At 71.5% G+C, this 20914-nt stretch carries 20 protein-coding genes and 3 pseudogenes; 15 read left to right on the top strand and 8 right to left on the bottom strand.

The features are described from left to right. Position 1: 1 nt before the first annotated feature. The gene (locus AC3ETA_RS06390; protein ID WP_432191807.1) at positions 2-781 is read left to right on the top strand and encodes an SseB family protein; all 780 of its coding nucleotides are present in this window, start codon (positions 2-4) and stop codon (positions 779-781) included. Position 782: 1 nt separating this feature from the next. Here AC3ETA_RS06390 and AC3ETA_RS06385 read toward each other — a convergent pair whose 3' ends face one another. Next, positions 783-1139 (bottom strand): DUF1844 domain-containing protein, encoded by a 357-nt coding sequence (locus tag AC3ETA_RS06385; RefSeq protein WP_030963780.1) that lies wholly within the window; start codon positions 1137-1139, stop codon positions 783-785. Positions 1140-1142: 3 nt separating this feature from the next. Continuing rightward, positions 1143-1904, bottom strand: a complete 762-nt coding sequence (locus AC3ETA_RS06380; protein ID WP_432191806.1) for a 4'-phosphopantetheinyl transferase family protein — start codon at positions 1902-1904, stop codon at positions 1143-1145. A 321-nt stretch (positions 1905-2225) separates the two neighbouring features. Here AC3ETA_RS06380 and infC point away from each other — a divergent pair. The 10 genes and pseudogenes from infC to AC3ETA_RS06330 all read left to right on the top strand — a co-directional run bounded on the left by infC (position 2226) and on the right by AC3ETA_RS06330 (position 13172). After that, positions 2226-2907, top strand: a pseudogene (gene infC / locus AC3ETA_RS06375) (translation initiation factor IF-3). Between the two features lie 111 nt (positions 2908-3018). Further along, positions 3019-3213 (top strand): 50S ribosomal protein L35, encoded by a 195-nt coding sequence (rpmI, locus tag AC3ETA_RS06370; protein WP_003977225.1) that lies wholly within the window; start codon positions 3019-3021, stop codon positions 3211-3213. A 111-nt stretch (positions 3214-3324) separates the two neighbouring features. Continuing rightward, positions 3325-3708 carry a 50S ribosomal protein L20 gene (gene rplT / locus AC3ETA_RS06365; RefSeq protein ID WP_006141703.1) on the top strand — a complete coding sequence of 128 codons (384 nt, stop codon included), beginning with the start codon at positions 3325-3327 and terminating at the stop codon, positions 3706-3708. Between the two features lie 101 nt (positions 3709-3809). Then, a complete protein-coding gene (locus AC3ETA_RS06360; protein ID WP_432191805.1) occupies positions 3810-4658 on the top strand; it encodes a TrmH family RNA methyltransferase in 849 nt (282 codons plus the stop codon). Positions 4659-4711: 53 nt separating this feature from the next. Continuing rightward, complete coding sequence (locus AC3ETA_RS06355; protein WP_432191804.1) at positions 4712-5848, top strand: sensor histidine kinase; 1137 nt, start codon at positions 4712-4714, stop codon at positions 5846-5848. 149 nt (positions 5849-5997) lie between these two features. Beyond that, the gene (gene pheS / locus AC3ETA_RS06350; protein ID WP_432191803.1) at positions 5998-7119 is read left to right on the top strand and encodes a phenylalanine--tRNA ligase subunit alpha; all 1122 of its coding nucleotides are present in this window, start codon (positions 5998-6000) and stop codon (positions 7117-7119) included. Continuing rightward, positions 7119-9632 (top strand): phenylalanine--tRNA ligase subunit beta, encoded by a 2514-nt coding sequence (gene pheT / locus AC3ETA_RS06345; protein ID WP_432191802.1) that lies wholly within the window; start codon positions 7119-7121, stop codon positions 9630-9632. Before pheS ends, pheT begins: the two co-directional genes overlap by 1 nt. Positions 9633-9874: 242 nt before the next feature. Further along, on the top strand, positions 9875-10921 hold the full coding sequence (locus tag AC3ETA_RS06340) for a PP2C family protein-serine/threonine phosphatase (protein WP_432191801.1): 1047 nt from the start codon (positions 9875-9877) through the stop codon (positions 10919-10921). Positions 10922-11200: 279 nt separating this feature from the next. Further along, positions 11201-12541 carry an NsdA family TPR-like regulatory protein gene (locus AC3ETA_RS06335; protein ID WP_030952278.1) on the top strand — a complete coding sequence of 447 codons (1341 nt, stop codon included), beginning with the start codon at positions 11201-11203 and terminating at the stop codon, positions 12539-12541. Between the two features lie 85 nt (positions 12542-12626). Further along, positions 12627-13172, top strand: coding sequence for an NUDIX hydrolase (locus tag AC3ETA_RS06330; protein ID WP_330353296.1), 546 nt, complete (start codon positions 12627-12629; stop codon positions 13170-13172). A gap of 32 nt (positions 13173-13204) precedes the next feature. On the opposite strand, the gene AC3ETA_RS06325 is transcribed toward AC3ETA_RS06330, so the two are convergent. Together AC3ETA_RS06325 and AC3ETA_RS06320 are read right to left on the bottom strand one after the other, a co-directional pair. Further along, a complete protein-coding gene (locus AC3ETA_RS06325) occupies positions 13205-13462 on the bottom strand; it encodes a hypothetical protein (protein WP_432191800.1) in 258 nt (85 codons plus the stop codon). 193 nt (positions 13463-13655) lie between these two features. Beyond that, on the bottom strand, positions 13656-14528 hold the full coding sequence (locus AC3ETA_RS06320; protein ID WP_125524822.1) for a 3-hydroxybutyryl-CoA dehydrogenase: 873 nt from the start codon (positions 14526-14528) through the stop codon (positions 13656-13658). Between the two features lie 198 nt (positions 14529-14726). Between AC3ETA_RS06320 and AC3ETA_RS06315 the strand changes: the two genes are divergently transcribed. Then, the gene (locus tag AC3ETA_RS06315; protein WP_488187631.1) at positions 14727-15989 is read left to right on the top strand and encodes a glycoside hydrolase family 10-like protein; all 1263 of its coding nucleotides are present in this window, start codon (positions 14727-14729) and stop codon (positions 15987-15989) included. A gap of 39 nt (positions 15990-16028) precedes the next feature. Here the strand turns inward: AC3ETA_RS06315 and AC3ETA_RS06310 are convergent, their stop codons facing one another. Further along, complete coding sequence (locus AC3ETA_RS06310; protein WP_269643374.1) at positions 16029-16226, bottom strand: DUF1918 domain-containing protein; 198 nt, start codon at positions 16224-16226, stop codon at positions 16029-16031. Positions 16227-16320: 94 nt separating this feature from the next. After that, the gene (locus AC3ETA_RS06305; protein WP_432191798.1) at positions 16321-17346 is read right to left on the bottom strand and encodes a DMT family transporter; all 1026 of its coding nucleotides are present in this window, start codon (positions 17344-17346) and stop codon (positions 16321-16323) included. Here AC3ETA_RS06305 and AC3ETA_RS06300 point away from each other — a divergent pair. From AC3ETA_RS06300 to AC3ETA_RS06290, 3 genes are all read left to right on the top strand, one after another. Continuing rightward, entirely contained in the window at positions 17345-18817 is a 1473-nt protein-coding gene (locus AC3ETA_RS06300; RefSeq protein ID WP_432191797.1) for an aminotransferase-like domain-containing protein, read from the top strand. The genes AC3ETA_RS06305 and AC3ETA_RS06300 overlap by 2 nt on opposite strands. A 146-nt stretch (positions 18818-18963) precedes the next feature. Then, positions 18964-19398 carry a GNAT family N-acetyltransferase gene (locus tag AC3ETA_RS06295; protein ID WP_432191796.1) on the top strand — a complete coding sequence of 145 codons (435 nt, stop codon included), beginning with the start codon at positions 18964-18966 and terminating at the stop codon, positions 19396-19398. Positions 19399-19580: 182 nt separating this feature from the next. Then, the gene (locus AC3ETA_RS06290; protein WP_432191795.1) at positions 19581-20174 is read left to right on the top strand and encodes a histidine phosphatase family protein; all 594 of its coding nucleotides are present in this window, start codon (positions 19581-19583) and stop codon (positions 20172-20174) included. On the opposite strand, the pseudogene AC3ETA_RS06285 reads toward AC3ETA_RS06290, so the two are convergent. After that, positions 20156-20458 (bottom strand): annotated as a pseudogene (locus tag AC3ETA_RS06285) (DUF6314 family protein); the annotation flags it as partial. The gene AC3ETA_RS06290 and the pseudogene AC3ETA_RS06285 sit on opposite strands and share 19 nt — an antisense overlap. Before the next feature lie 228 nt (positions 20459-20686). Continuing rightward, positions 20687-20827 (bottom strand): annotated as a pseudogene (locus AC3ETA_RS06280) (DUF6314 family protein); the annotation flags it as partial. Between the last annotated feature and the right edge of the window lie 87 nt (positions 20828-20914).

The raw sequence follows: 20914 nt of genomic DNA, 5'->3' as shown, positions 1-20914 counted from the left end.
CGTGGCGAACAAGAACATTCCCGACTCCCCCTTCTCCGACGACGACGGCTCCGCCGATCCGCGGCTGAGTGCCGCGCTCGCGGCCTGGGCCGAGGACCGCACCGCCGAGGCCCCGGTCCTGGGCGCGCTCAAGGACGCCCGGCTGCTCGTCCCGGTCGTGGCCGTGCTCGGCGAGGTCGAGGAGGACAGTGAGGAGGAGCGCGAAGCTCGTCGGAAGGGTGGTGGTGGGAGACGGGAGGGCGGGCTGCGCCGCGAGAAGACCAGCGACATGGCCGTCCCCACCCTGAGGGCCGGCAACCGCACGGCCCTGCCCGCCTTCACGTCCACCGAGTCCCTCGCCCGCTGGGACCCGGCGGCCCGCCCCGTCGCCGTACGGCTGCACCAGGCCCTGGAGGCCGCGGCGCACGAGAAGGCGGACACGATCGTGCTGGACATGGCAGGTCCGGTGCCCTTCGAGCTGACGGGGCGGGCGCTGCTCGCGGTCGCCGAGGGGCGTACGACCACGGATCCGCTGGCCGATCCGGCCGTGCGGGAGGCGGTACGGGCCGCCGTGTCCGAGGTGCCGGCCGTGCTCAGCGCCCACCTGGGGCCCGGGCAGGCCGACGGCACCCTGGCCCTGGTCCTGGACGCCTCCGCCGTACCCGCTCAGGCCGCGCGTGCGGTCGCCGAGCGGCTCGCCGCCGCCGAAACACTGAGGGCCCGCCTGGTGCGCGGTCTCGACCTGGCCGTGCTGCCGGCCGGGACGACGCCACCGGGCGAGCCCCTGTACGTACGCGGATGAGTCAGCCGTAGACCGGGCCCGTGTACTTCTCGCCGGGCCCCTGGCCGGGCTCGTCCGGGACGATGGAGGCCTCGCGGAAGGCGAGCTGGAGCGACTTCAGGCCGTCGCGCAGCGGCGCCGCGTGGAACGAGCTGATCTCGGTCGCGCTCGCGTCCAGCAGCCCGGCGAGGGCGTGCACCAGCTTGCGGGCCTCGTCGAGGTCCTTGAACTTGTCGCCCTCGTCGGTCAGACCGAGCTTCACGGCGGCGGCGCTCATCAGATTCACGGCGACCGTCACGATCACCTCGACCGCCGGGACCTCGGCGATGTCGCGGGTCATGGCGTCGAAGTCGGACGGCTGCTGCGTACTGTCGGTCATCGCTCACATCTCTTTCAGGGCGCGGAACCCCTTCAGCGTAGTCTCACCGGTCACCGGGAAATCCGCCCCTGCGGTCTCCGCCGCGGACAGGGCCCTGACGGAGAGGCCGTCCGCCGCGGACGCGGCCGGCCGGCCGACGGCCATGGTCGTCTGCGGAAGGGAGGGCGGGTTCTCCACCGCCCACAGCCGTGCCGGGCTCGACGTCGTGTCCCGCACGGTGCCACGGTCGGCCCCGGGCATGGTGTCCCACCGGCGCAGATCGACGCTCATGCCCACCCCCACGGCCTTCAGCACCGCTTCCTTGCGGGTCCAGCAGCGGTAGAAGCCGAGCAGCCGCGCGCGCGGCTCGGCGAACCCGTCCAGCCAGGCGGCCTCCGCCGGGGCGAGTGCCGCACGGCTGAGGTCCGGCAGGTCGACCGGCTTGTGCGTCTCGATGTCGACCCCGACAGCGGCCGTGCTCACCGCCAGGGCGCCGTAGCGCTCCGCACGGCTCAGGCTGATCCACAGCGATGTCTCGGGCCACACCACCCGCGGCGGCCCGTGGCCGGGATCCCCGCAGCCGGGGCAGGGGTGATGCCCCAGCACGACGTCGCCGCCCGGCACCCCCAGCAGATCCCCGAGGACCGTCCGCACCGCCACCCGAGCCGCCGTGAAGTACGCCCCCAGGGGCTCCCGCAGCGCCGCGGCCCGCCGTCGCTCCTCCTCGCCGAGTACGTCATGATGAGGGACGTCCTCGGCGGACCAGAGCCAGATCGACGTGGCCATGCGGCCGACCCTAACCGCCCGGTGAGCGGTCCTTGCAAAATTTGGTACGCTGGTTTCCGACCGGTCGGTCATGTGCCGACCCACAAGTGGAGGCTCCGAACTCCCACCTGATCGTCCCCCGGGACGGCGGGTCACCCCGGTCAGGCGGCCACCATCGTTCCGTACGGACGATGGAGCCGCCCGAAATCGCGCCCCGCGATCATCGCGGCGGTGCTCCGGTAGTGCTTGGAGCCCCGCCTGTGATCGTCCGGGGCATTTTTTGTGCTTCGGCGCGGTTAGGTCTATCGAAAAGAGACATACGCGGCTGTCCGCCAGACCGCCGTGTGGTGCTAACCGAGGAGGATCCATCAGCGCCGAGCCCCGCATCAACGACCGGATTCGCGTTCCCGAGGTGCGACTTGTCGGTCCCAGTGGCGAGCAGGTGGGCATCGTCCCGCTGGCCAAGGCACTGGAGCTTGCGCAGGAGTACGACCTGGACCTGGTCGAGGTCGCGGCGAACGCCCGTCCGCCTGTGTGCAAGCTCATGGACTACGGGAAGTTCAAGTACGAGTCGGCCATGAAGGCCCGTGAGGCGCGCAAGAACCAGGCGCACACGGTCATCAAGGAGATGAAGCTCCGGCCGAAGATCGACCCGCACGACTATGACACCAAGAAGGGTCACGTCGTCCGGTTCCTCAAGCAGGGCGACAAGGTCAAGATCACGATCATGTTCCGTGGTCGCGAGCAGTCCCGGCCCGAGCTGGGCTACCGACTGCTGCAGCGCCTCGCGGAGGACGTCCAGGACCTCGGTTTCGTCGAGTCGAACCCGAAGCAGGACGGCCGAAACATGATCATGGTTCTCGGTCCGCACAAGAAGAAGACCGAGGCGATGGCCGAGGCCCGCCAGGCGCAGGAAGCCCGCAAGGCAGAAGCGAAGGCCAACCCCGGCAAGTCGCAGAACGCCGCGGACACCGAGAACGCCGTGGAGACCGAGGCGCCCGCCGAGGCTTCCGCCGAGGCGTGATCCCGGGGGACACCAGTCCCCAGGACGCAATCGAAATACGAGCGACGCTCCACCTGTGCCCGGTTTCACGACCGGGCACCGGAGCGCCACCTACGAGGAGAGAACGGCGCTATGCCGAAGAACAAGTCGCACAGCGGTGCCAGCAAGCGCTTCAAGATCACCGGCTCCGGCAAGGTGCTCCGTGAGCGCGCCGGCAAGCGCCACCTGCTCGAGCACAAGTCGTCCCGCGTGACGCGCCGCCTGACCGGCAACGCCGAGATGGCCCCGGGCGACGCCGCGAAGATCAAGAAGCTTCTCGGCAAGTGACGTCGGGCGCGGACCGCATCGCGTCGGTCCTCGCGCCTGATCTCCGACCGGGACCCAATCGATACCGGGTCGTGTGAGTCCAACCACGGCCCCGCTACAAGGAGTTAAAAAGTGGCACGCGTCAAGCGGGCAGTCAACGCCCACAAGAAGCGCCGGGCGATCCTCGAGCAGGCCTCCGGCTACCGCGGTCAGCGTTCGCGCCTGTACCGCAAGGCCAAGGAGCAGGTCACCCACTCGCTGGTCTACAACTACAACGACCGCAAGAAGCGCAAGGGTGACTTCCGCCAGCTGTGGATCCAGCGCATCAACGCCGCTGCCCGCGCCAACGGCATCACGTACAACCGCTTCATCCAGGGCCTGAAGGCCGCCAACGTCGAGGTCGACCGCAAGATCCTCGCCGAGCTGGCCGTCAACGACGCGAACGCGTTCGCCGCGCTCGTCGAGGTCGCCCAGAAGGCGCTGCCGAGCGACGTCAACGCCCCGAAGGCGGCGTGACGCTGCGACGGCGCTGAGCCGACGTGACTGAAGGGACCCGCAGGCCGAGGAGGTCTGCGGGTCCTGCTGTTCGTGACTCCCGGAACTCCAAGGTGAAGCCCATGCCCCCCGTCAGCCCCGAGCTGATCTCCCCCCGTTCCCCTCGCGTCTCCGCCGCCCGGCGGCTCGCCAGGCGGAACTTCCGGAGCAAGGAGCGGCTGTTCCTCGCCGAGGGGCCGCAGGCCGTGCGGGAGGCGGCGGCGTACGGAGCCACGCTCGTGGAGCTGTTCACCACCGTCGAGGCCGCGGAGCGGTACGCCGACATCGTCGGAGAGGCCCGGGCCGCCGGGGCGCGGGTGCACCTCGCCGACGAGCAGGTGATCGCCGACATCTCCACCACCGTCACACCGCAGGGCCTCGTCGGCGTCTGCCGGTTCATCGACACCCCCTTCGAGGAGATCCTCGCCGCCCGGCCCAGGCTCGTCGCCGTCCTCGCACATGTGCGCGACCCCGGGAACGCCGGGACCGTGCTGCGCTGCGCCGACGCCGCCGGCGCCGAGGCCGTGGTCCTCACCGACGCCTCCGTCGACCTCTACAACCCCAAGGCCGTACGGGCCTCCGTCGGCTCCCTGTTCCACCTCCCCGTCGCCGTCGGGGTGCCCGTCGAGCGGGCCGTGGCCGGACTCCAGGAGGCCGGGGTGCGCATCCTCGCCGCCGACGGTGCCGGGGACCGGGACCTCGACGACGAGCTCGACAAGGGGAGCATGGGCGGGCCGACCGCCTGGGTGTTCGGGAACGAGGCGTGGGGGCTCCCGGAGGAGACCCGCGCGCTGGCCGACGCCGTCGTGCGCGTCCCGATCCACGGGAAGGCCGAGAGTCTGAACCTCGCCACCGCCGCCGCCGTATGTCTCTATGCCTCGGCCCGTGCACAGCGCGCCTCCGGAGGGTGCCGCAGCGTGACCGAGAGCTAGTAGGGTGACCAGCTCGGGGGCCCCTCAGCCGTCGTGAGAGGTGGGGTACGGGGATGAGTGTCGGCACGAGCAGCGCACCGGGAGCACAACAGGTGCCGCGGCCGTCCGCGTCCCGGACCGGTGACCCCGCCGAGCTCGGCTTCGACCCCGACGACCTGCCCGACGGCCTCGTCGTCGCCGACGAGCACGGCCATGTCATCTGCTTCAACGCCGCCGCCGAGCGCATGACCGCCGTCCGCGCCGCCGACGCCCTCGGACAGCGCCTGGACAAGGCTTTGCCGCTGGAGGATCTGGAGGGCCGCCGCTGGTGGCAGCTGACCGATCCCTACGGCGGACTGACCATCAGGCGCGGGCAGCCCGAGCGCAACCTGCTGCTGCCCGGCGGGCGCGAGGTGCTGGTCTCCGCGCGCTACGTCCGCACCGAGCCGAGCGGGCCCGTCCACCGCGTCGTCGTCTCGCTGCGCGACACCGAGGCCCGCCGCCGCACCGAGCGCAGCCATGCCGAGCTGATCGCGACCGTCGCCCACGAGCTGCGCTCCCCGCTGACCTCGGTCAAGGGCTTCACCGCCACGCTCCTCGCCAAGTGGGAACGCTTCACCGACGACCAGAAGCGGCTGATGCTGGAGACCGTCGACGCCGACGCCGACCGCGTCACCCGGCTCATCGCCGAGCTGCTCGACATCTCGCGCATCGACAGCGGACGCCTGGAGGTGCGCCGCCAGCCCGTCGACATAGGCGCGGCCGTGGGGCGGCACATCCAGGCGTACGTCGCCGCGGGCCAGGTCGCCGACCGGTTCCTGCTGCGCGTCGAGCAGCCGCTGCCCGCCCTGTGGGCCGACCCGGACAAGATCGACCAGGTGCTCAGCAACCTCATCGAAAATGCCGTGCGGCACGGCGACGGAACGGTCACCATTGACATCACGGCCACGGAGTCCCCCCGAGAGGGCGAGGACACCGGCACGTCGGTCACCGTGAGCGACGAGGGGCCCGGCATCCCGGAGGAGTCCATGAACCGCGTCTTCACCCGCTTCTGGCGGGGCAGCAAGCGCGGCGGCACCGGCCTCGGGCTCTACATCGTCAAGGGCATCGTGGAGGCCCACGGCGGCACCATCACGGTCGGCCGCGCCCCCGGCGGCGGCGCACAGTTCCGATTTACGTTGCCCGTGGCGGCCCCGGCCTTCATGGCCTGAGCGGCACCACGGGCGCATTCGCACACCCCGACCCCGTTAGACTCGGCCATTGGCACCTTTGTGTCCACCACCAGAGACGAATCGTCCGCCGATCGTCTCCCGGTCGAAGACGGGGCACTTCAGCCAGCCAATCGGAAGCACGGGAAGAGATGTCGGCACCCAATAAGTCGTACGACCCTGTCGAGGTCGAGGCACTGAAACCGGATGAGATCGAGCGCATGCGGGACGAGGCGCTCGCCGCCTTCGCCGCCGCGGACTCCCTCGACGCGCTCCAGGAGGCCAAGGTCGCCCACACCGGCGGAACCTCGCCGCTGGCCCTCGCCAACCGCGAGATCGGCGCCCTGCCCCCGCACGCCAAGGCCGAGGCCGGCAAGCGGGTGGGGCAGGCCCGCGGCGCGGTGAACAAGGCTCTCGGCGCCCGCCAGGGCGAGCTGGAGGCCGAGCGCGACCAGCGCGTGCTCGTCGAGGAGGCCGTGGACGTCACGCTGCCGTACGACCGCGTACCGGCCGGCGCCCGCCACCCGCTCACCACGCTCTCGGAGCGCATCGAGGACATCTTCGTGGCCATGGGCTACGAGGTGGCCGAGGGCCCGCAGGTCGAGGCGGAGTGGTTCAACTTCGACGCCCTCAACATCGGCCCGGACCACCCGGCGCGCGGCGAGGCGGACACCTTCTTCGTGCAGGGCCCGGACGGCGGCACCGAGTCCGGTGTCGTGCTGCGCACCCACACCTCGCCGGTGCAGATCCGCTCGCTGCTCGGCCGTGAGCTGCCGGTCTACGTGATCTGTCCCGGCCGCGTGTATCGCACCGACGAGCTGGACGCCACCCACACCCCGGTCTTCCACCAGGTCGAGCTGCTCGCCGTGGACGAGGGCCTCACCATGTCGGACCTCAAGGGCACCCTGGACCACATGGTCCAGTCCCTGTTCGGCGAGGGCATGAAGACCCGGCTGCGGCCGAACTTCTTCCCCTTCACCGAGCCGAGCGCCGAGATGGACATGCTCTGCTACGTCTGCAAGGGCGAGTCCGTGGGCAACCCCGACCGGCCCTGCCGTACCTGCTCCTCCGAGGGCTGGATCGAGCTCGGCGGCTGCGGCATGGTCAACCCGCGGGTCCTCACCGCCTGTGGCGTGGACCCGGAGAAGTACAGCGGCTTCGCCTTCGGGTTCGGCATCGAGCGGATGCTGATGTTCCGCCACAACGTCGAAGACATGCGAGACATGGTCGAGGGTGACGTCCGGTTCACCCGGCCGTTCGGGATGGAGATCTGATGCGGGTCCCGCTTTCTTGGCTGCGGGAGTACGTCGACCTGCCGGCGACTCAGACCGGACGCGACGTCCAGGCCAAGCTCATTTCCGCCGGTCTGGAGGTCGAGACCGTCGAGCAGCTCGGCGACGGCCTCAAGGGCCCCCTCGTCGTCGGCCAGGTGCTGACCATCGAGGAGCTGACGGAGTTCAAGAAGCCGATCCGCTTCTGCACCGTCGACGTGGGCCAGGCCAACGGCACCGGCGAGCCGCAGGAACTCATCTGCGGCGCCCGTAACTTCCAGGTCGGCGACAAGGTCGTCGTGGTCCTCCCGGGCGCCGTGCTGCCCGGCGGCTTCGCGATCAGCGCCCGCAAGACCTACGGCCGTACGTCCCACGGCATGATCTGCTCCAGCAGCGAGCTGGGCATGGGCGACGACGGCACGCACGGCATCATCGTGCTGCCCCCGGAGACCGAGGTCGGCAAGGACGCCATCGAGCTCCTGGAGCTGGTCGACGAGGTCCTGGACATCGCCGTCACCGCCAACCGCGGCGACTGCCTGTCCATCCGCGGCGTCGCCCGCGAGACCGCCATCGCCTACGGCCTCCCGCTGCGCGACCCGGCGCTGCTCGACGTGCCCGGCCCGAACGCCTTCGGCTACCCGGTGCAGGTCTCGGACCCGATGGGCTGCGACCGCTTCACCGCCCGCACGGTGACCGGCCTCAGCCCCGAGGCCCGCTCGCCGATCTGGCTCCAGCGGCGCCTGCAGAAGGTCGGCATGCGCCCGATCTCGCTCGCCGTCGACGTCACCAACTACGTGATGATGGAGCTCGGCCAGCCGCTGCACGCCTACGACCGCAACCTGGTCCAGGGCACCATCGGCGTGCGCCGCGCCGAGGAGGGCGAGAAGCTCGTCACCCTCGACGACGTCGAGCGGGGACTGCACGCCGAGGACCTCGTCATCACCGACGACCGCGGCCCCATCGGTCTCGCGGGCGTCATGGGCGGCGCCAACACCGAGATCGCCGACCACGAGGACGTCGAGAACGCGTCCACCGCGGTCGTCATCGAGGCCGCCCACTTCGACCAGGTCGCCATCGCGCGGACGGCCCGCCGGCACAAGCTGTCGTCGGAGGCGTCCCGTCGCTTCGAGCGCGGGGTGGACCCCGCCGCGGCCGCCGCGGCGGCCCAGCGCACGGTCGACCTGCTGGTGCTGCTGGCCGGCGGCACCGCCGACGCCGGTGTCACCGAGGTCGTCACGCCGTCCGCTCCGCACACCATCACCGTCCCGGCCGACCACCCGGACAAGGTCGCGGGCGTCGAGTACGGCCGGGAGACCGTCGTACGCCGGCTCCAGCAGATCGGCTGTGACGTCTACGGGCAGGACGAGCTGATCGTCACCGTGCCGTCCTGGCGGCCCGACCTGCTCGAGCCGAACGACCTGGCGGAAGAGGTCATCCGGCTGGAGGGCTACGAGAACCTGCCCTCCACGCTGCCCAAGCCGCCCTCCGGCCGTGGTCTGACCCACCGTCAGCGCCTGCACCGCCGCGTCGGCCGCGCGCTGGCCGGGGCCGGCTACGTCGAGGCGCCGAACTACCCCTTCGTCAGCGAGCAGGTCTTCGACCAGCTCGGTCTGGCCGCCGACGACCGGGCCCGCCGTGTCGTGAAGCTGGTCAACCCGCTCAACGACGAGGAGCCCGCGCTGCGCACGTCGCTGCTGCCGGGTCTGCTCGGCGCGCTGCGGCGCAACGACGGGCGGGGCTCGCACGAGCTGGCGCTGTTCGAGACCGGGCTGATCTTCCTTCCGAACGAGGAGCAGGGCACCGCCGGTCACCTGGCGGTCGACCGCCGCCCGACGGACGAGGAGCTCGCGGCGCTCGACGCCGTGCTGCCCGAGCAGCCGCGGCACGTGGCCGTCGTCCTCGCCGGTGCGCGTGAGCAGGCCGGCTGGTGGGGCGCCGGACGTCCGGCCGACTGGGCCGACGCCGTCGAGGCGGCCCGGCTCGTGGCCCGCGAGGCCGGTGCCGAGCTGATCGTGCGCGGAGGCCAGTACGGTCCGTGGCACCCCGGCCGGTGCGCCGAACTCGCCGTGACCTTGAACGGCACGGAGCAGGTCGTCGGTCACGCGGGCGAGTTGCACCCCCGGGTGCTCAAGGCCCTCGGTCTGCCCGCGCGCACCTGCGCGATGGAGCTGGACCTGGACACCCTGGAGCAGGTCGGCGACGGCACGCCCCAGGCGCCGAGCATCTCCACGTTCCCGGTGGCCACACAGGACGTGGCCCTCGTCGTGGACAAGCCGGTGCCGGCCGCCGAGGTCGAGGCCGCGCTGCGTGAGGGCGCGGGTGAACTCCTCGAGGCGATCCGCCTGTTCGACGTGTACGTCAACGACGAGCAGCTCGGCGACGGCAGGAAGTCGCTCGCGTACGCGTTGCGCTTCCGCGCGGGTGACAGGACGCTGACGGTTGACGAGGCTTCGGCGGCTCGGGATGCGGCGGTTGCCCTGGCGGGCGAGCGTACCGGTGCCGTGCTGCGGGGCTGATCGCCGCGGGGGACCGTGTCGTCTGCCGGCTGCGGGTTTCGTCGCGGCCGCTCGCGCAGTTCCCCGCGCCCCTTGTGGGGGCGAGCCCCCACACCCCCATCGGGCCCGGTGAGGTCACCTCACTCAATAGGGTGACTTCTCGGGGTGATCTGGTACTTCCGGACCATCTGCCGACAGAATCGGACCGGCCTTTCCAGGCCGGTCCGTTCTGCTTTGTCAGGGCCTATTGGGGGACCATCGGCATGCTCCGCTTCAAGGCTCGGGTTCCCCGCAAGGTGCTCGCGTTCGGGCTGCCCACCGCCTGGGGTGCGATGGCGATCACCTACAAGCTGACCTGCCCGCTCGCCCAGCAGGACGGCCTCGGTGCGCGGATCGTGACCAGTGCCGTCTTCTTCGCCGTGGGGACCGGGCTGATCCTGCACGTCCGGCGGGCCCTGGTGCGCGAGCTACGGCAGGTGCGCGAGGTCGCCGGTGCCGCGCAGAGTGTGCTGCTGCGGCCGCTGCCACCGCGCATCGACGGACTGAACGTCGCCGCCGCCCAGCTCTCCGCGGACCGCAGCGCCCGGGTCGGCGGCGACCTGTACGAGGTCATCGCCACCGAGCACGGCGTACGCGCGGTCATGGGTGATGTGCGCGGCCACGGCATCGCCGCCATCGGCACGGTCGCCGCCGTCCTCGGCAGCTTCCGGGAGGCCGTTCACGACGAACCCGATCTGCGCCGGGTGCTGCACCGACTGGACCGGGCCCTGGCCCGGCATCTGCGCGAGCGGGCACACGACGAGCACCCCGCGGTCGAGGACTTCGTCACCGTGCTGCTCCTGGAGATCGGCCGTGACGGCGAGATCACCGCGCTCAACTGCGGCCATCCCTGGCCGTATCTGCTGAGCGGCACCACCGTCGAGCCTCTCGCCCGCGCCGATCCCCTCCCGCCCCTGGGCCTGTTCCCCCTGCCGGCGGAACTGCCCTTGGTGCCTTGCGGGTCCCTGCTCCCCGGCGACTCCCTGGTCCTGTACACGGACGGTGTCGAGGACGCGAGGGACGCGCGGGGCCGGTTCTTCTCACTGCAGGCGGCGCTCGCCGGTGTCGCAAGGCAGCACCCGATCACTCCCCAGGCGATCCTGCGCGGCCTGTTCACGGCAGTTCTCCGCCACACAAGGGGCAGGCAGTCGGACGACATGGCGCTACTGGTCCTGCGGAACGATCGAACGAGGCTTGCCTGCAACTCCCTGGGGGCGCGGGCAACCGCGCGACCAGCCACGACGAACCCGCAGTCGACCAATTACCTCTAGTGCGGCGGCGATCAGTCGAGCTGCCGAGCCGGCGGCGGCCGTCCGCCCCGCCACGGAGTGTCGGGCAGGCAGCTGGGCGGACGGCGCGGAAGCGGGCCGCCGCACTGTACGAGGGGGAGCCGGCGGCCCGGCCGGCCTCTTTGCGAGGCATCTCAGTCAACCGGTGGGAAACTCTCCGCGACAGCGCGCGCACGCTACGGATTCGCGTACTCCGTTCACACCCCGTGTGAACCGGGTCGCACTAGTCTGACGGTCACCGAGGCCACCCGGGGGGCATATATGCAGCCCAACACTCTGCTCGACGCGATCCTGGACGAGGCCGGGATCTCGCATGCGGGGCTGGCAGCACACGTGAACCAGGCGGGGCGGGCGCGCGGGCTCGCGCTGAGATACGAACACACCGCCGTCGCACGGTGGTTGAAGGGACAGCGGCCCCGCGGCCAGGTGCCCGACCTGATCTGCGAGGTGCTGGCCGGCCGGCTGCACCGTACCGTCACACTCGACGACATCGGTCTCGGCGTCCCCGGTGAACCCAACTCCGCGCACACCACCACGCTGTCCGGCTTCGTCGAGCGGGCCACCGCCCTGTGGCGCTCCGACGAGCAGCAGCGACCGCACATACTGGGCGCCCCCGCGGTCACCGGCACACCCGCCGTGATGCCGGTGTGGGAGTGGGAGAACCCGCCCGAGGACGTCGACGTCTCGCGCGGGGGACGGCACCGGGTCACCTCCGCCGACATCGACATGCTGCGGGCCGCGCGCACCCACTACGAGCAGATGTACCGCAAGGCGGGCGGCATCGCGACCCGTACCCGGATCGTCGGCTTCCTCAACGCCGAGGCCGCCCCGCTGCTGCGCGGCAGTTACACCGACGCCACCGGGCGCCAACTGCACCGGGCCACGGGCGGGCTGGTGGCCATCGCCGGGATCTGCGCCTACGACTCCGACGCGCACGGGCTCGCCCAGCGGTACTTCCATCAGGCGCTGCGGCTGGCGAAGGCCAGTGGGGACCGTGGGCTGGGTGCGTATGTGATCGCCCTGCTCGTCAACCAGGCACTGTTCATGCGGGAGTTCCGGCAGGCGGTCGCCTTCGCGGAGGCCGCGCTGCGGGCCGCCGGCAAGCACATCACCCCGGCACTCGCCTCCGATCTGTACGCGATGCAGGCGAAGGCGTACGCCCACCTCGGCGACGGCACGAGCGCCCTGTCCTGCATCCGGCGTGCCGAACAGGCCGCCGAACGCATCCACCGCGGATACGAACCCGACGAAACGGGCTATGTCCAGCCCGGCCTCGTCAATGTCCAGGTGGCGGAGGCGCTGCTGAGCCTCGGGGAGCTCGCGGCCGCGGGGGAGCATGCCACGGCCGCCGTCGACAACCCCGCGCACGACCGGGGCCGGGTGCACCGGCTGGCCATGCTCAGCACGATCGAGCTGCGCCAGGGCAACGCCGACAAGGCCGTGGCCACCGCCGTACAGATGGCCGAGCAGGCGCGGGGAATGGAGTCCCAGCGCCTGCGTGACAGACTCCGGGCGGTACGCGAACACCTGGTGCGCAGCGGCGGCGCGGGCACCTCCGAGGCCGCCGAACTCATCGACGGAGCGCTGCGCGTACCGCTGTAGGCCGGTGCGCGCGGGTACGCGAACACCGACACCTCATAGTCCCTGCTGCGATATTGCCACTTACTCGACGGAAGGTGGCAGAACCGTGCAGTGGACGAAACAGAACGAACAAACTGTGTATGAGAACCGCTGGTTCACCGTCAACCTGGCAGACGTGGAGCTGCCCGACGGTCGGCACCTGGACCACTTCCTGATACGGCTGCGGCCGGTGGCCGTGGCCACGGTGGTCAACGAGGCCAACGAAGTCCTCCTCCTGTGGCGCCACCGTTTCATCACCGACAGCTGGGGATGGGAGCTCGCGGCGGGCGTCGTCGAGGACGGCGAGGACATCGCCCGCGCGGCCGCCAGGGAACTCGAGGAGGAGACCGGCTGGCGGCCGGGACCCCTGCACCACCTCATGAGCGTGGAGCCCTCCAACGGGCTCACCGACGCCCGGCACCACATCTACTGGGCCGACGAGGGCGAGTACGTCGGGCATCCCGTGGACGACTTCGAGTCGGACCGCAGGGAATGGGTCCCGCTCAAGCTCGTCCCCGACATGGTCGCCCGTGGGGAGGTCCCGGCCGCCAACATGGCGGCCGCGTTACTGCTGCTGCACCATCTCAGGCTCGGCCAGGACGTCCTGCCTTGAAACGACGTCCCCGAGCGGGTGCGCCGGCCGGGCTAGCGCCCCACGGCCTGCCAGATCGCCACGACGAGAGCACCCACGGCGGTGAGGGCGGCGACCGCGGGCAGCGGCCAGCGCGTGTGTTCCAGTGTGTGGATCCGGGTGTTCAGGTCGTCGAGTTCCTTGGCGGTCTCCTCGGTGCGGTGCGTGAGCAGAGTCAGCCCGCCCTCCACGCGGGCGTAGGCGACGTCGAGGCGGCGTCGTAACTCTGCGAGTTCTCCAGATACGACTGGATGCTCGGGATCGGCGGTCACGTGTCCGCTCCTTTCCGTAGTCGTCTCGAATCCCTGGCATGCGCAGGAAAAGTGAACTCGCCTGGTGGACGCATGGGGAGAGTGTGCGAACGGCATATGCGAGCCCGGCGCGCACACGGTGTGTGAATGACGCGGGCCCGGCACCTGTCCGGTGCCGGGCCCGCGTGCTTGGCCGGAATCTGACCGACCGTAATCAGCCGTAGGTGTAGAAGCCGGAGCCGGTCTTGCGGCCCAGCCGGCCGGCGTCCACCATGCGCTGCAGCAGCGGAGGAGCGGCGTACAGCGGCTCCTTGAACTCGTCGTACATGCTGTCCGCCACCGAGGCGACCGTGTCCAGGCCGATGAGGTCGGACAGCTTGAGCGGGCCCATCGGGTGGGCGCAGCCGAGCTCCATGCCGTTGTCGATGTCCTCACGGCTGGCGATGCCCGACTCGAACATCCGGATCGCGGAGAGCAGGTACGGGATGAGCAGGGCGTTCACCACGAAGCCGGAGCGGTCCTGGGCGCGGATGGCGTGCTTGCCCAGCAGCTTCTCGGCGAAGGACTGGGCGCGGGCGATCGTGCCCTCGGAGGTCGTGAGCGCCGGGATCAGCTCGACGAGTTTCTGCACCGGGGCCGGGTTGAAGAAGTGCACGCCGATGACCTGGTCCGGGCGCGAGGTGGCGACCGCGAGCTTCACCAGCGGGATCGAGGAGGTGTTGGAGGCGAGGATCGCGTCCGGCCGGGTCACGACCTGGTCAAGGACCTGGAAGATCTCGGTCTTGACCTGCTCGTTCTCCACGACGGCCTCGATCACGAGATCACGGTCGGCGAACTCGCCGAGGTCGGTGGTGAAGGACAGCCGCGCCTGTGTCTCGTCCCGCTCCGCCTCGCTGATCTTGCCGCGCTCGGCCGCCTTGTCCAGGGAGTTGAACAGCCGGGTACGGCCGATCTCCAGGGCCTCGCCGGTGGTCTCGGCGACCTTCACGTCCAGTCCGGCGCGGGCGCACACCTCGGCGATGCCCGCTCCCATCTGGCCGCAGCCCACCACACCGACGCGTGCAATATCTCCGGAGATGCCGGTCACATCGACCCCTTCGCTGATCCACGACTGCGGCAGGTCCGCCGTTGTTCGGCGCCTGCTCCAAACCTGCACGTTACCTTCGGCGGAGCGTGATCGATCGTTCGGGTGCCGCATGAAAGGCTGACACGGGGTCAGGTCCAGAACGTGTGGATCCATCCCGGGGTGGGGCCATTGACCACGGCACACGGAGGTACGAAGAGGATGCGCAACCGGGAGTCATGGCTGTCACGGCGGGCATTCACGGTGACCGCACTGTCGGCACTCGTGGGGTCAGGCGGCGCGATGGCGGCCGGTTCCGCCGTGGCGGACGGAGCGAACCGGAACCGCCGGTGGGCGACCCGCGAGATGCGCGGGGTCTGGGTGGCGACCGTCGCCAACCGGGACTGGCCCTCCAGGCAGGGGCTCACCGCGGACGAGCAGCGCGCCGAACTGATGGCCCACCTCGACGCGGCCGCGCGCTGCCGGCTGAACACGGTGATCCTCCAGGTGCGGCCCACCGCCGACGCCCTGTGGCCCTCGCCCTACGAGCCGTGGACCCAGGTCCTCACCGGCACCCAGGGCCAGGACCCCGGCTGGGACCCGCTGGGCACGGCGGTGGAGGAGGCCCACGCCCGCGGGCTCCAGCTGCACGCCTGGTGCAACCCGTACCGCATCGCCAACCACACCGACCTCGGCCGGCTGACCGAGACACACCCCGCCCGCCGGCACCCGCACTGGGTGGTGCCGTACGGCGGCAAGCTCTACTACAACCCGGGGCTGCCCGAGGTCCGCGCCTTCGTGCAGCGGGCGATGCTCGACGCGGTGGCGCGCTACCCGGTCGACGCGGTCCACTTCGACGACTACTTCTACCCCTATCCGGTGGCCGGGCAGAGCTTCGACGACGACGAGGCGTACGACACCCACGGCGGCGGTTTCGCGGCCAGGGCCGACTGGCGGCGGGACAACATCGACAAGCTGATCCTGGAGATGGCGGCCGGTATCAGGGCGATCAGACCCACCGCGCAGTTCGGCATCAGCCCGTTCGGCGTGTGGCGCAACGCCGCCTCCGACCCGCAGGGATCTGACACCCGGGCCGGGGTGGAGACGTACGACGACCTGTACGCGGACACCCGCAAGTGGGTGCGCGAGGGCTGGATCGACTACATCTGCCCGCAGCTGTACTGGAACATCGGCTTCGCCGTCGCGGACTACGCCAAACTGCTGCCGTGGTGGGCGCAGGTCGCGCGGGGGAGCCGGACGAAGCTCTACGTCGGAGAGGCGCTCTACAAGGCGGGGGACGCGGCGCAGCCCGCCGCCTGGCAGGATCCGGCCGAGCTGTCGCGGCACCTCACACTGGCCGAGGGCCACCCGGAGGCACGCGGACATGTCTACTTCGCCGCGAAGGACCTGGCGGCGGACCGGATCGGGGCCATGGCACGGGTGGTCGCCGACCACTACGAGCGGCCGGCGATCGCACCACGCTGATCCGCCCCTCGGGGACTGCGACCGGGCCGCCTCGCCGGGCTACCTCGTCGTCGTCTTCCGGTGACGGATCTCGGTGTCGGGGCCGGGGGAGCACAGACCCTCGTGCCCGTCCTCGAAACGGACGCGGTACGGGGGGTTGCCCTCGTGGCCGAGGACTTCGACGATCTCGCCGACCTTGTCGTGTTGCCCGACCACCCTGCCGTGCTGCACAAGCTGGTCGCCCACGGTTGCACGCATCTGTCGGTCCTCCTCACCAGGTGCGGGAGCAGCGGTCCGTGGCCTTGAGTCTACGGCGTGGAGCGGTGGTTGGAAGTGGGTCGTCAGGGCCCGCTCAGCCACGCGCCCGCTGAGTCACGGCGATGCACACGAGCACCGTCGCGGCCGTCAGCGGGGCGGCCACTGTCAGGTGCTCGCCCAGCAGCAGCACCGACCACACCAGTGTGAGCAGGGGCTGGGCCAACTGCAACTGGCTGGCCTTCGGGATGCCGATGGCCGCCATGCCCCGGTACCAGACGACGAGCCCGAGGAACTGCGAGCCCGCCGCGACCCACAGCAGCCCGGTCACGCCGTGCCAGGACAGCTGGACGGCCTCGTGGGACAGGGCCACCACGGCGGCCGGCACACCGATGGGCAGGCACAGCACCAGCGCCCAGCCGATCACCTGCCAGCCCGGCATGACGCGGGCCAGCCGGCCGCCCTCGGTGTAGCCGGCGGCGCACACCAGCAGGGCCCCGAAGAGATACAGGTCGGCGGTGGTCAGCGCGCCGCCGCTCTGCTGCACCGTGAAGGCGGCCACCGCGGCGGCGCCGGTGAGCGCCGCCAGCCAGAAGGTGCGCGAGGGGCGGGTGCCGACGCGCAGGGCCGAGAACAGCGCGGTGGTCAGCGGCAGCAGGCCGACCACGACGGCCGCGTGCGCGGTGGTGGACGTCTGGAGCGCGAGAGTGGTGAGCAGGGGAAAGCCGACGACCACTCCGGCAGCGACCACCGCCAGGCCCGCCCAGTGCCGGCGGGCGGGCAGTGGGACCCTCCCCCACGCTCGGCTCCGCTCGTGCGGGGAGACCCCCACCGCGAGCAGGCAGCCGCCCGCGATGAGTGCGGCGAGCACACTGCGCACGGCGACCAGGGACCAGGGGCCGAAGCTCTCCAGACCCCACGCGGTGGCGGGGAAGGTGAGGGAGAAGGCCGCGACACCGAGGGCGGCCTGGAGGGTGCCGCCGAGGGTCGCGCGCGCCGGAGCGGCCCGCCTGACGGGGGCGACCGCGGTGACCGGCGTGGGGGACGTGGCCGTGGCGGTCGGGGCCGGCTCGGCGGTGACTGCTATCGGGCTCGGGTCGGTAGCGCTATTCTCGGTCCTCATGCATGAGCGTAGCAGTGTCAGTGAACTGGCGAATCAGCTGCGGCGGGAGCTGAACCGCTACTCTCCCGGTGGAAAGCTCCCGTCAAGCCGTGCGCTCGTCGAACGGTTCCGGGTGAGCCCCGTGACCGTCTCCCGCGCCCTCGCGCAACTCGCGGCCGAGGGCCTGGTGGTCACCCGCCCCGGCGCCGGGTCGTTCCGCGCCGAGCCGCACACACGCGTGGCCCCCGCCGGGGACACCTCCTGGCAGGAGGTCACCCTCAGCGCGGAAGGCGGGGCGGAACTCGTCCCGCGCTCGGTGGACGCGTCCGGGGTGCTCGTCTCGCTCGCCGCTCCGCCGCCCGGCGTGATCGAGTTCAACGGCGGCTACCTGCACCAGTCCTTGCAGCCGGAGCGGGCGATGGCGGCCGCGCTGTCGCGGGCCGGGCGACGGCCCGGGGCGTGGGGGAGGCCGCCCATGGAAGGGCTGCCGGAGCTGCGCGAGTGGTTCGCGCGCAGCATCGGCGGGGCGGGCGGCGCCGTCACGGCGGCCGAGGTGCTGATCACCGCGGGCGGCCAGTCGGCGCTGACGACGGCGCTCAAGGCGCTCGCGCCGCCGGGCGCGCCGGTGCTGGTGGAGTCGCCGACGTACCCGGGCATGCTCGCGATCGCCCGCGGCGCCGGTCTGCGTACGGTCCCCGTCCCGGTCGACGCGGACGGGGTACGCCCGTCGCTGCTCGCCGACGCCTTCCGGGCGACGGGCGCCCGCGTCTTCGTCTGCCAGCCGCTGTTCCAGAACCCGACCGGCGCGATGCTCGCCCCGGACCGGCGCGGAGAGGTACTGCGCATCGCGCGGGACGCCGGCGCCTTCGTCGTCGAGGACGACTTCGTACGCCGGCTGGTGCACGAGGATGCGGGGCCGCTGCCGCGCCCGCTGGCCGCCGACGACCCCGACGGCGTCGTCGTCCACGTCTGCTCACTGACCAAGGCGACCTCGCCGAGCTTCCGGGTGAGCGCGCTCGCCGCCCGCGGTCCGGTGCTGGAGCGGCTGCGCGCGATCCAGGTCGTCGACTCCTTCTTCGTGCCGCGCCCCTTGCAGGAAGCGGCCGTGGAGCTGGTCGGCTCGCCCGCCTGGCCCCGTCATCTGCGGGCGATCTCCGCCGAGTTGAAGACCCGCCGCGACACCATGACGGCGGCTCTGCGTCTGGATCTGCCCGAGCTGGCCCTTCCGCACATCCCGTCCGGCGGCTACCACCTGTGGCTCCGCCTGCCCGACGGCACCGGGGGTTCCTCCCGGGCTTTCGGTCCCGGGGGAGAGTCGGCGCTGACCTCCGCGGCCCTGCGCGCGGGCGTCGCCGTCACGCCGGGGCGCCCGTACTTCAGCGCGGAGCCCCCGGCCGGTCATATGCGGCTGAGCTTCGCGGCCGTTGCGGGGCTGGGGGAGATCACGGAAGGGGTGCGGCGGTTGCGGGCGGCTTGCGACGAGGTGCTTTGACGCTTCGTCGGCAGGGCCGGTTGGGGCGTCGTCCGTCTGCGGCGCCGACGTGGCCGGTCGCGCGGTTCCCCGCGCCCCTTGGGGTGTTGGTGGCGGCCGGCGAAAACCGGTCGACGTTCGTGCCCTGCTCCTGCGAATCTCGCCGCATGACCGACACCCCGAGCCTCGCCGAGGGCTATGAGATCTCTGTCGACCCGGACCGTATCGACCGGGAGCGGGTGCATCGGTGGCTGTCCACCGACGCGTACTGGGCGCTCGGGCGGGCACGGGAGAAGCAGGACCGGGCGATCGACGGGTCGCTGAACTTCGGGGTGTACGAGTCGGTCTCGGGGGATCAGGTGGCGTATGCCCGGATCATCACCGACCGGGCGACCTTCGCGTGGCTGTGCGACGTGTACGTGGACCCGTCGGTGCGCGGCAAGGGCATCGGATCGGCGCTCGTGGGGGAGGCGCGGGAGCACCTGCGGCCGTACGGGCTCCGGCGCATCCTGCTCGCCACGCACGACGCGCACGGGGTCTACGCGAAGCTCGGGTTCGCGCCGCTGGAGAACCCGGACCAGTGGATGGCGCTCTACTTCTGACCCCGTGGCCGGCCGCCCCCTCGTCGACGGCGCCCGGGAGGGGCGTACTTGAAGTTTCCATCTGCTCGTTTTCCGGCTACTTGTCCGCCTGATCCTGACCCCGCAGTAAGCCTTCGTCCACCCTCGGTGACGCCCGCACAACCACTCTTGACCTGGTCACTTCGGCGTCACACCATCACCGCATGTCACTTCGGGTCACGTTCGTCGCCGCCGCGCGCAGCTCCTCGCTGCTCGCGGAGCGCTTCCAGGACGACCGGCCGCTGGACCAGGCCGGCTGGGACGAGGTGCAGAGCGTCGCGTACGGCCTGCTGCCGCTGGCGGCGGCCGAGCTGCGCTACTGCTCGCCGACCCCGCGCAGCCGTGCGACCGGCGACGCCCTCGGCTACGCCCCGCTGGTGCAACTCGCCCTGCGCGACTGTGACATGGGCCGCTGGGGTGGGCTCACGCTCGGTGAGGCGATGGCCCGCGAACCGGATGCCGTGGACGTCTGGCTGGCCGATCCGCGGGCCACGCCGCACGGCGGTGAGTCGCTGCTCGGGTTCATCGGCCGGGTCGGCGGCTGGCTCGACACCCGGCCCGTGGACGACGGCGACCGTATCGTCGCCGTGGCCGAGCCGTCGGTGATCCGTGCGGCCCTGGTGTACGCGCTGAAGGCGCCGCCGTCGATGTACTGGAACATCGACGTACGCCCGCTGTCGGCGACCACGGTCACCGGTCGCGCGGGGCGCTGGAACCTCCGCTTCGACGCGGGGTCGACTCAGCGCTCGCGTGCGTAGTCGGTGGTGAGGACCAGGTCCTTGGCCGGTCCGCGCACCCGCCACACCGACCGCCAGTGGTCCGCGTCCCGGACGGTGAACTCGCCCCGGTAGAGGTCGGCCGAGCAGGGGTGGTCGGCGACATGGCGGCCGGAGGACAGGTCCAGGTCGTGGAACGGGCGACCGTCGGCGAAGCGCACGTCCGCCGTCCCCGGCGCGCTCCCCGGCAGGAAGCGCAGCGTCCGCTCGGCGGGCCGCGGCACGCCCCGCCACACGAACGTGCCGGACTCGTGGTGCAGCAGTCCCCGCGGCGCGCCCTGCGGTAGTCCTTGCGGCGCTTGCTGTGGCAGCCCTTGTGGTGCTTCCTGCGGGAGTCCTTGTGGTGCTTGCTGTGGCAGCCCTTGTGGTGCTCCCTGCGGTAGTCCTTGCGGCGTGCCCTGCGGAAGTCCTTGCGGCGCGCCCTGCGGCAACCCTCGCGGCACCCCCTGTGGCAGCCCTCGCGGCACCCCCTGCGGCAGCCCTCGCAGCGGCTCCCCGTCCTCCAGTGGCTCGAAGACCGTCGTGCCGGAGAACTCGCCCTCGTCCCCGGTCGCGAGGTCCCGCACCGACCGCTCGGCGCGCCAGCCTCCGGCCAGATATGCCAGCGCATCCGCTACCGGCCAGAACTCGCCCATCCGTTCCGCCCTCCCGACTCTCCCGGCTCGTCCGACAACTTTCGAAACCGTGCGAACCGTTGACGCCTCCGAATCCCCCTCCCTATC

This window comes from Streptomyces sp. bgisy027, from assembly GCF_057710365.1.
This window is presented reverse-complemented; position numbering and strand designations above follow the sequence as displayed.

Excerpts from the sequence above, each read along its gene's own strand:
- AC3ETA_RS06380 (WP_432191806.1), bottom strand. The coding sequence starts at position 1,904 with ATGGCCACGTCGATCTGGCTCTGGTCCGCCGAGGACGTCCCTCATCAT.
- AC3ETA_RS06360 (WP_432191805.1), top strand. The coding sequence starts at position 3,810 with ATGCCCCCCGTCAGCCCCGAGCTGATCTCCCCCCGTTCCCCTCGCGTC.
- AC3ETA_RS06340 (WP_432191801.1), top strand. The coding sequence starts at position 9,875 with ATGCTCCGCTTCAAGGCTCGGGTTCCCCGCAAGGTGCTCGCGTTCGGG.
- AC3ETA_RS06295 (WP_432191796.1), top strand. The coding sequence starts at position 18,964 with ATGACCGACACCCCGAGCCTCGCCGAGGGCTATGAGATCTCTGTCGAC.
- AC3ETA_RS06290 (WP_432191795.1), top strand. The coding sequence starts at position 19,581 with ATGTCACTTCGGGTCACGTTCGTCGCCGCCGCGCGCAGCTCCTCGCTG.
- pheS (WP_432191803.1), top strand. The coding sequence starts at position 5,998 with ATGTCGGCACCCAATAAGTCGTACGACCCTGTCGAGGTCGAGGCACTG.
- AC3ETA_RS06300 (WP_432191797.1), top strand. The coding sequence starts at position 17,345 with ATGCATGAGCGTAGCAGTGTCAGTGAACTGGCGAATCAGCTGCGGCGG.
- rpmI (WP_003977225.1), top strand. The coding sequence starts at position 3,019 with ATGCCGAAGAACAAGTCGCACAGCGGTGCCAGCAAGCGCTTCAAGATC.
- AC3ETA_RS06335 (WP_030952278.1), top strand. The coding sequence starts at position 11,201 with ATGCAGCCCAACACTCTGCTCGACGCGATCCTGGACGAGGCCGGGATC.
- AC3ETA_RS06385 (WP_030963780.1), bottom strand. The coding sequence starts at position 1,139 with ATGACCGACAGTACGCAGCAGCCGTCCGACTTCGACGCCATGACCCGC.
- pheT (WP_432191802.1), top strand. The coding sequence starts at position 7,119 with ATGCGGGTCCCGCTTTCTTGGCTGCGGGAGTACGTCGACCTGCCGGCG.
- AC3ETA_RS06310 (WP_269643374.1), bottom strand. The coding sequence starts at position 16,226 with ATGCGTGCAACCGTGGGCGACCAGCTTGTGCAGCACGGCAGGGTGGTC.
- AC3ETA_RS06355 (WP_432191804.1), top strand. The coding sequence starts at position 4,712 with ATGAGTGTCGGCACGAGCAGCGCACCGGGAGCACAACAGGTGCCGCGG.
- AC3ETA_RS06305 (WP_432191798.1), bottom strand. The coding sequence starts at position 17,346 with ATGAGGACCGAGAATAGCGCTACCGACCCGAGCCCGATAGCAGTCACC.
- AC3ETA_RS06315 (WP_488187631.1), top strand. The coding sequence starts at position 14,727 with ATGCGCAACCGGGAGTCATGGCTGTCACGGCGGGCATTCACGGTGACC.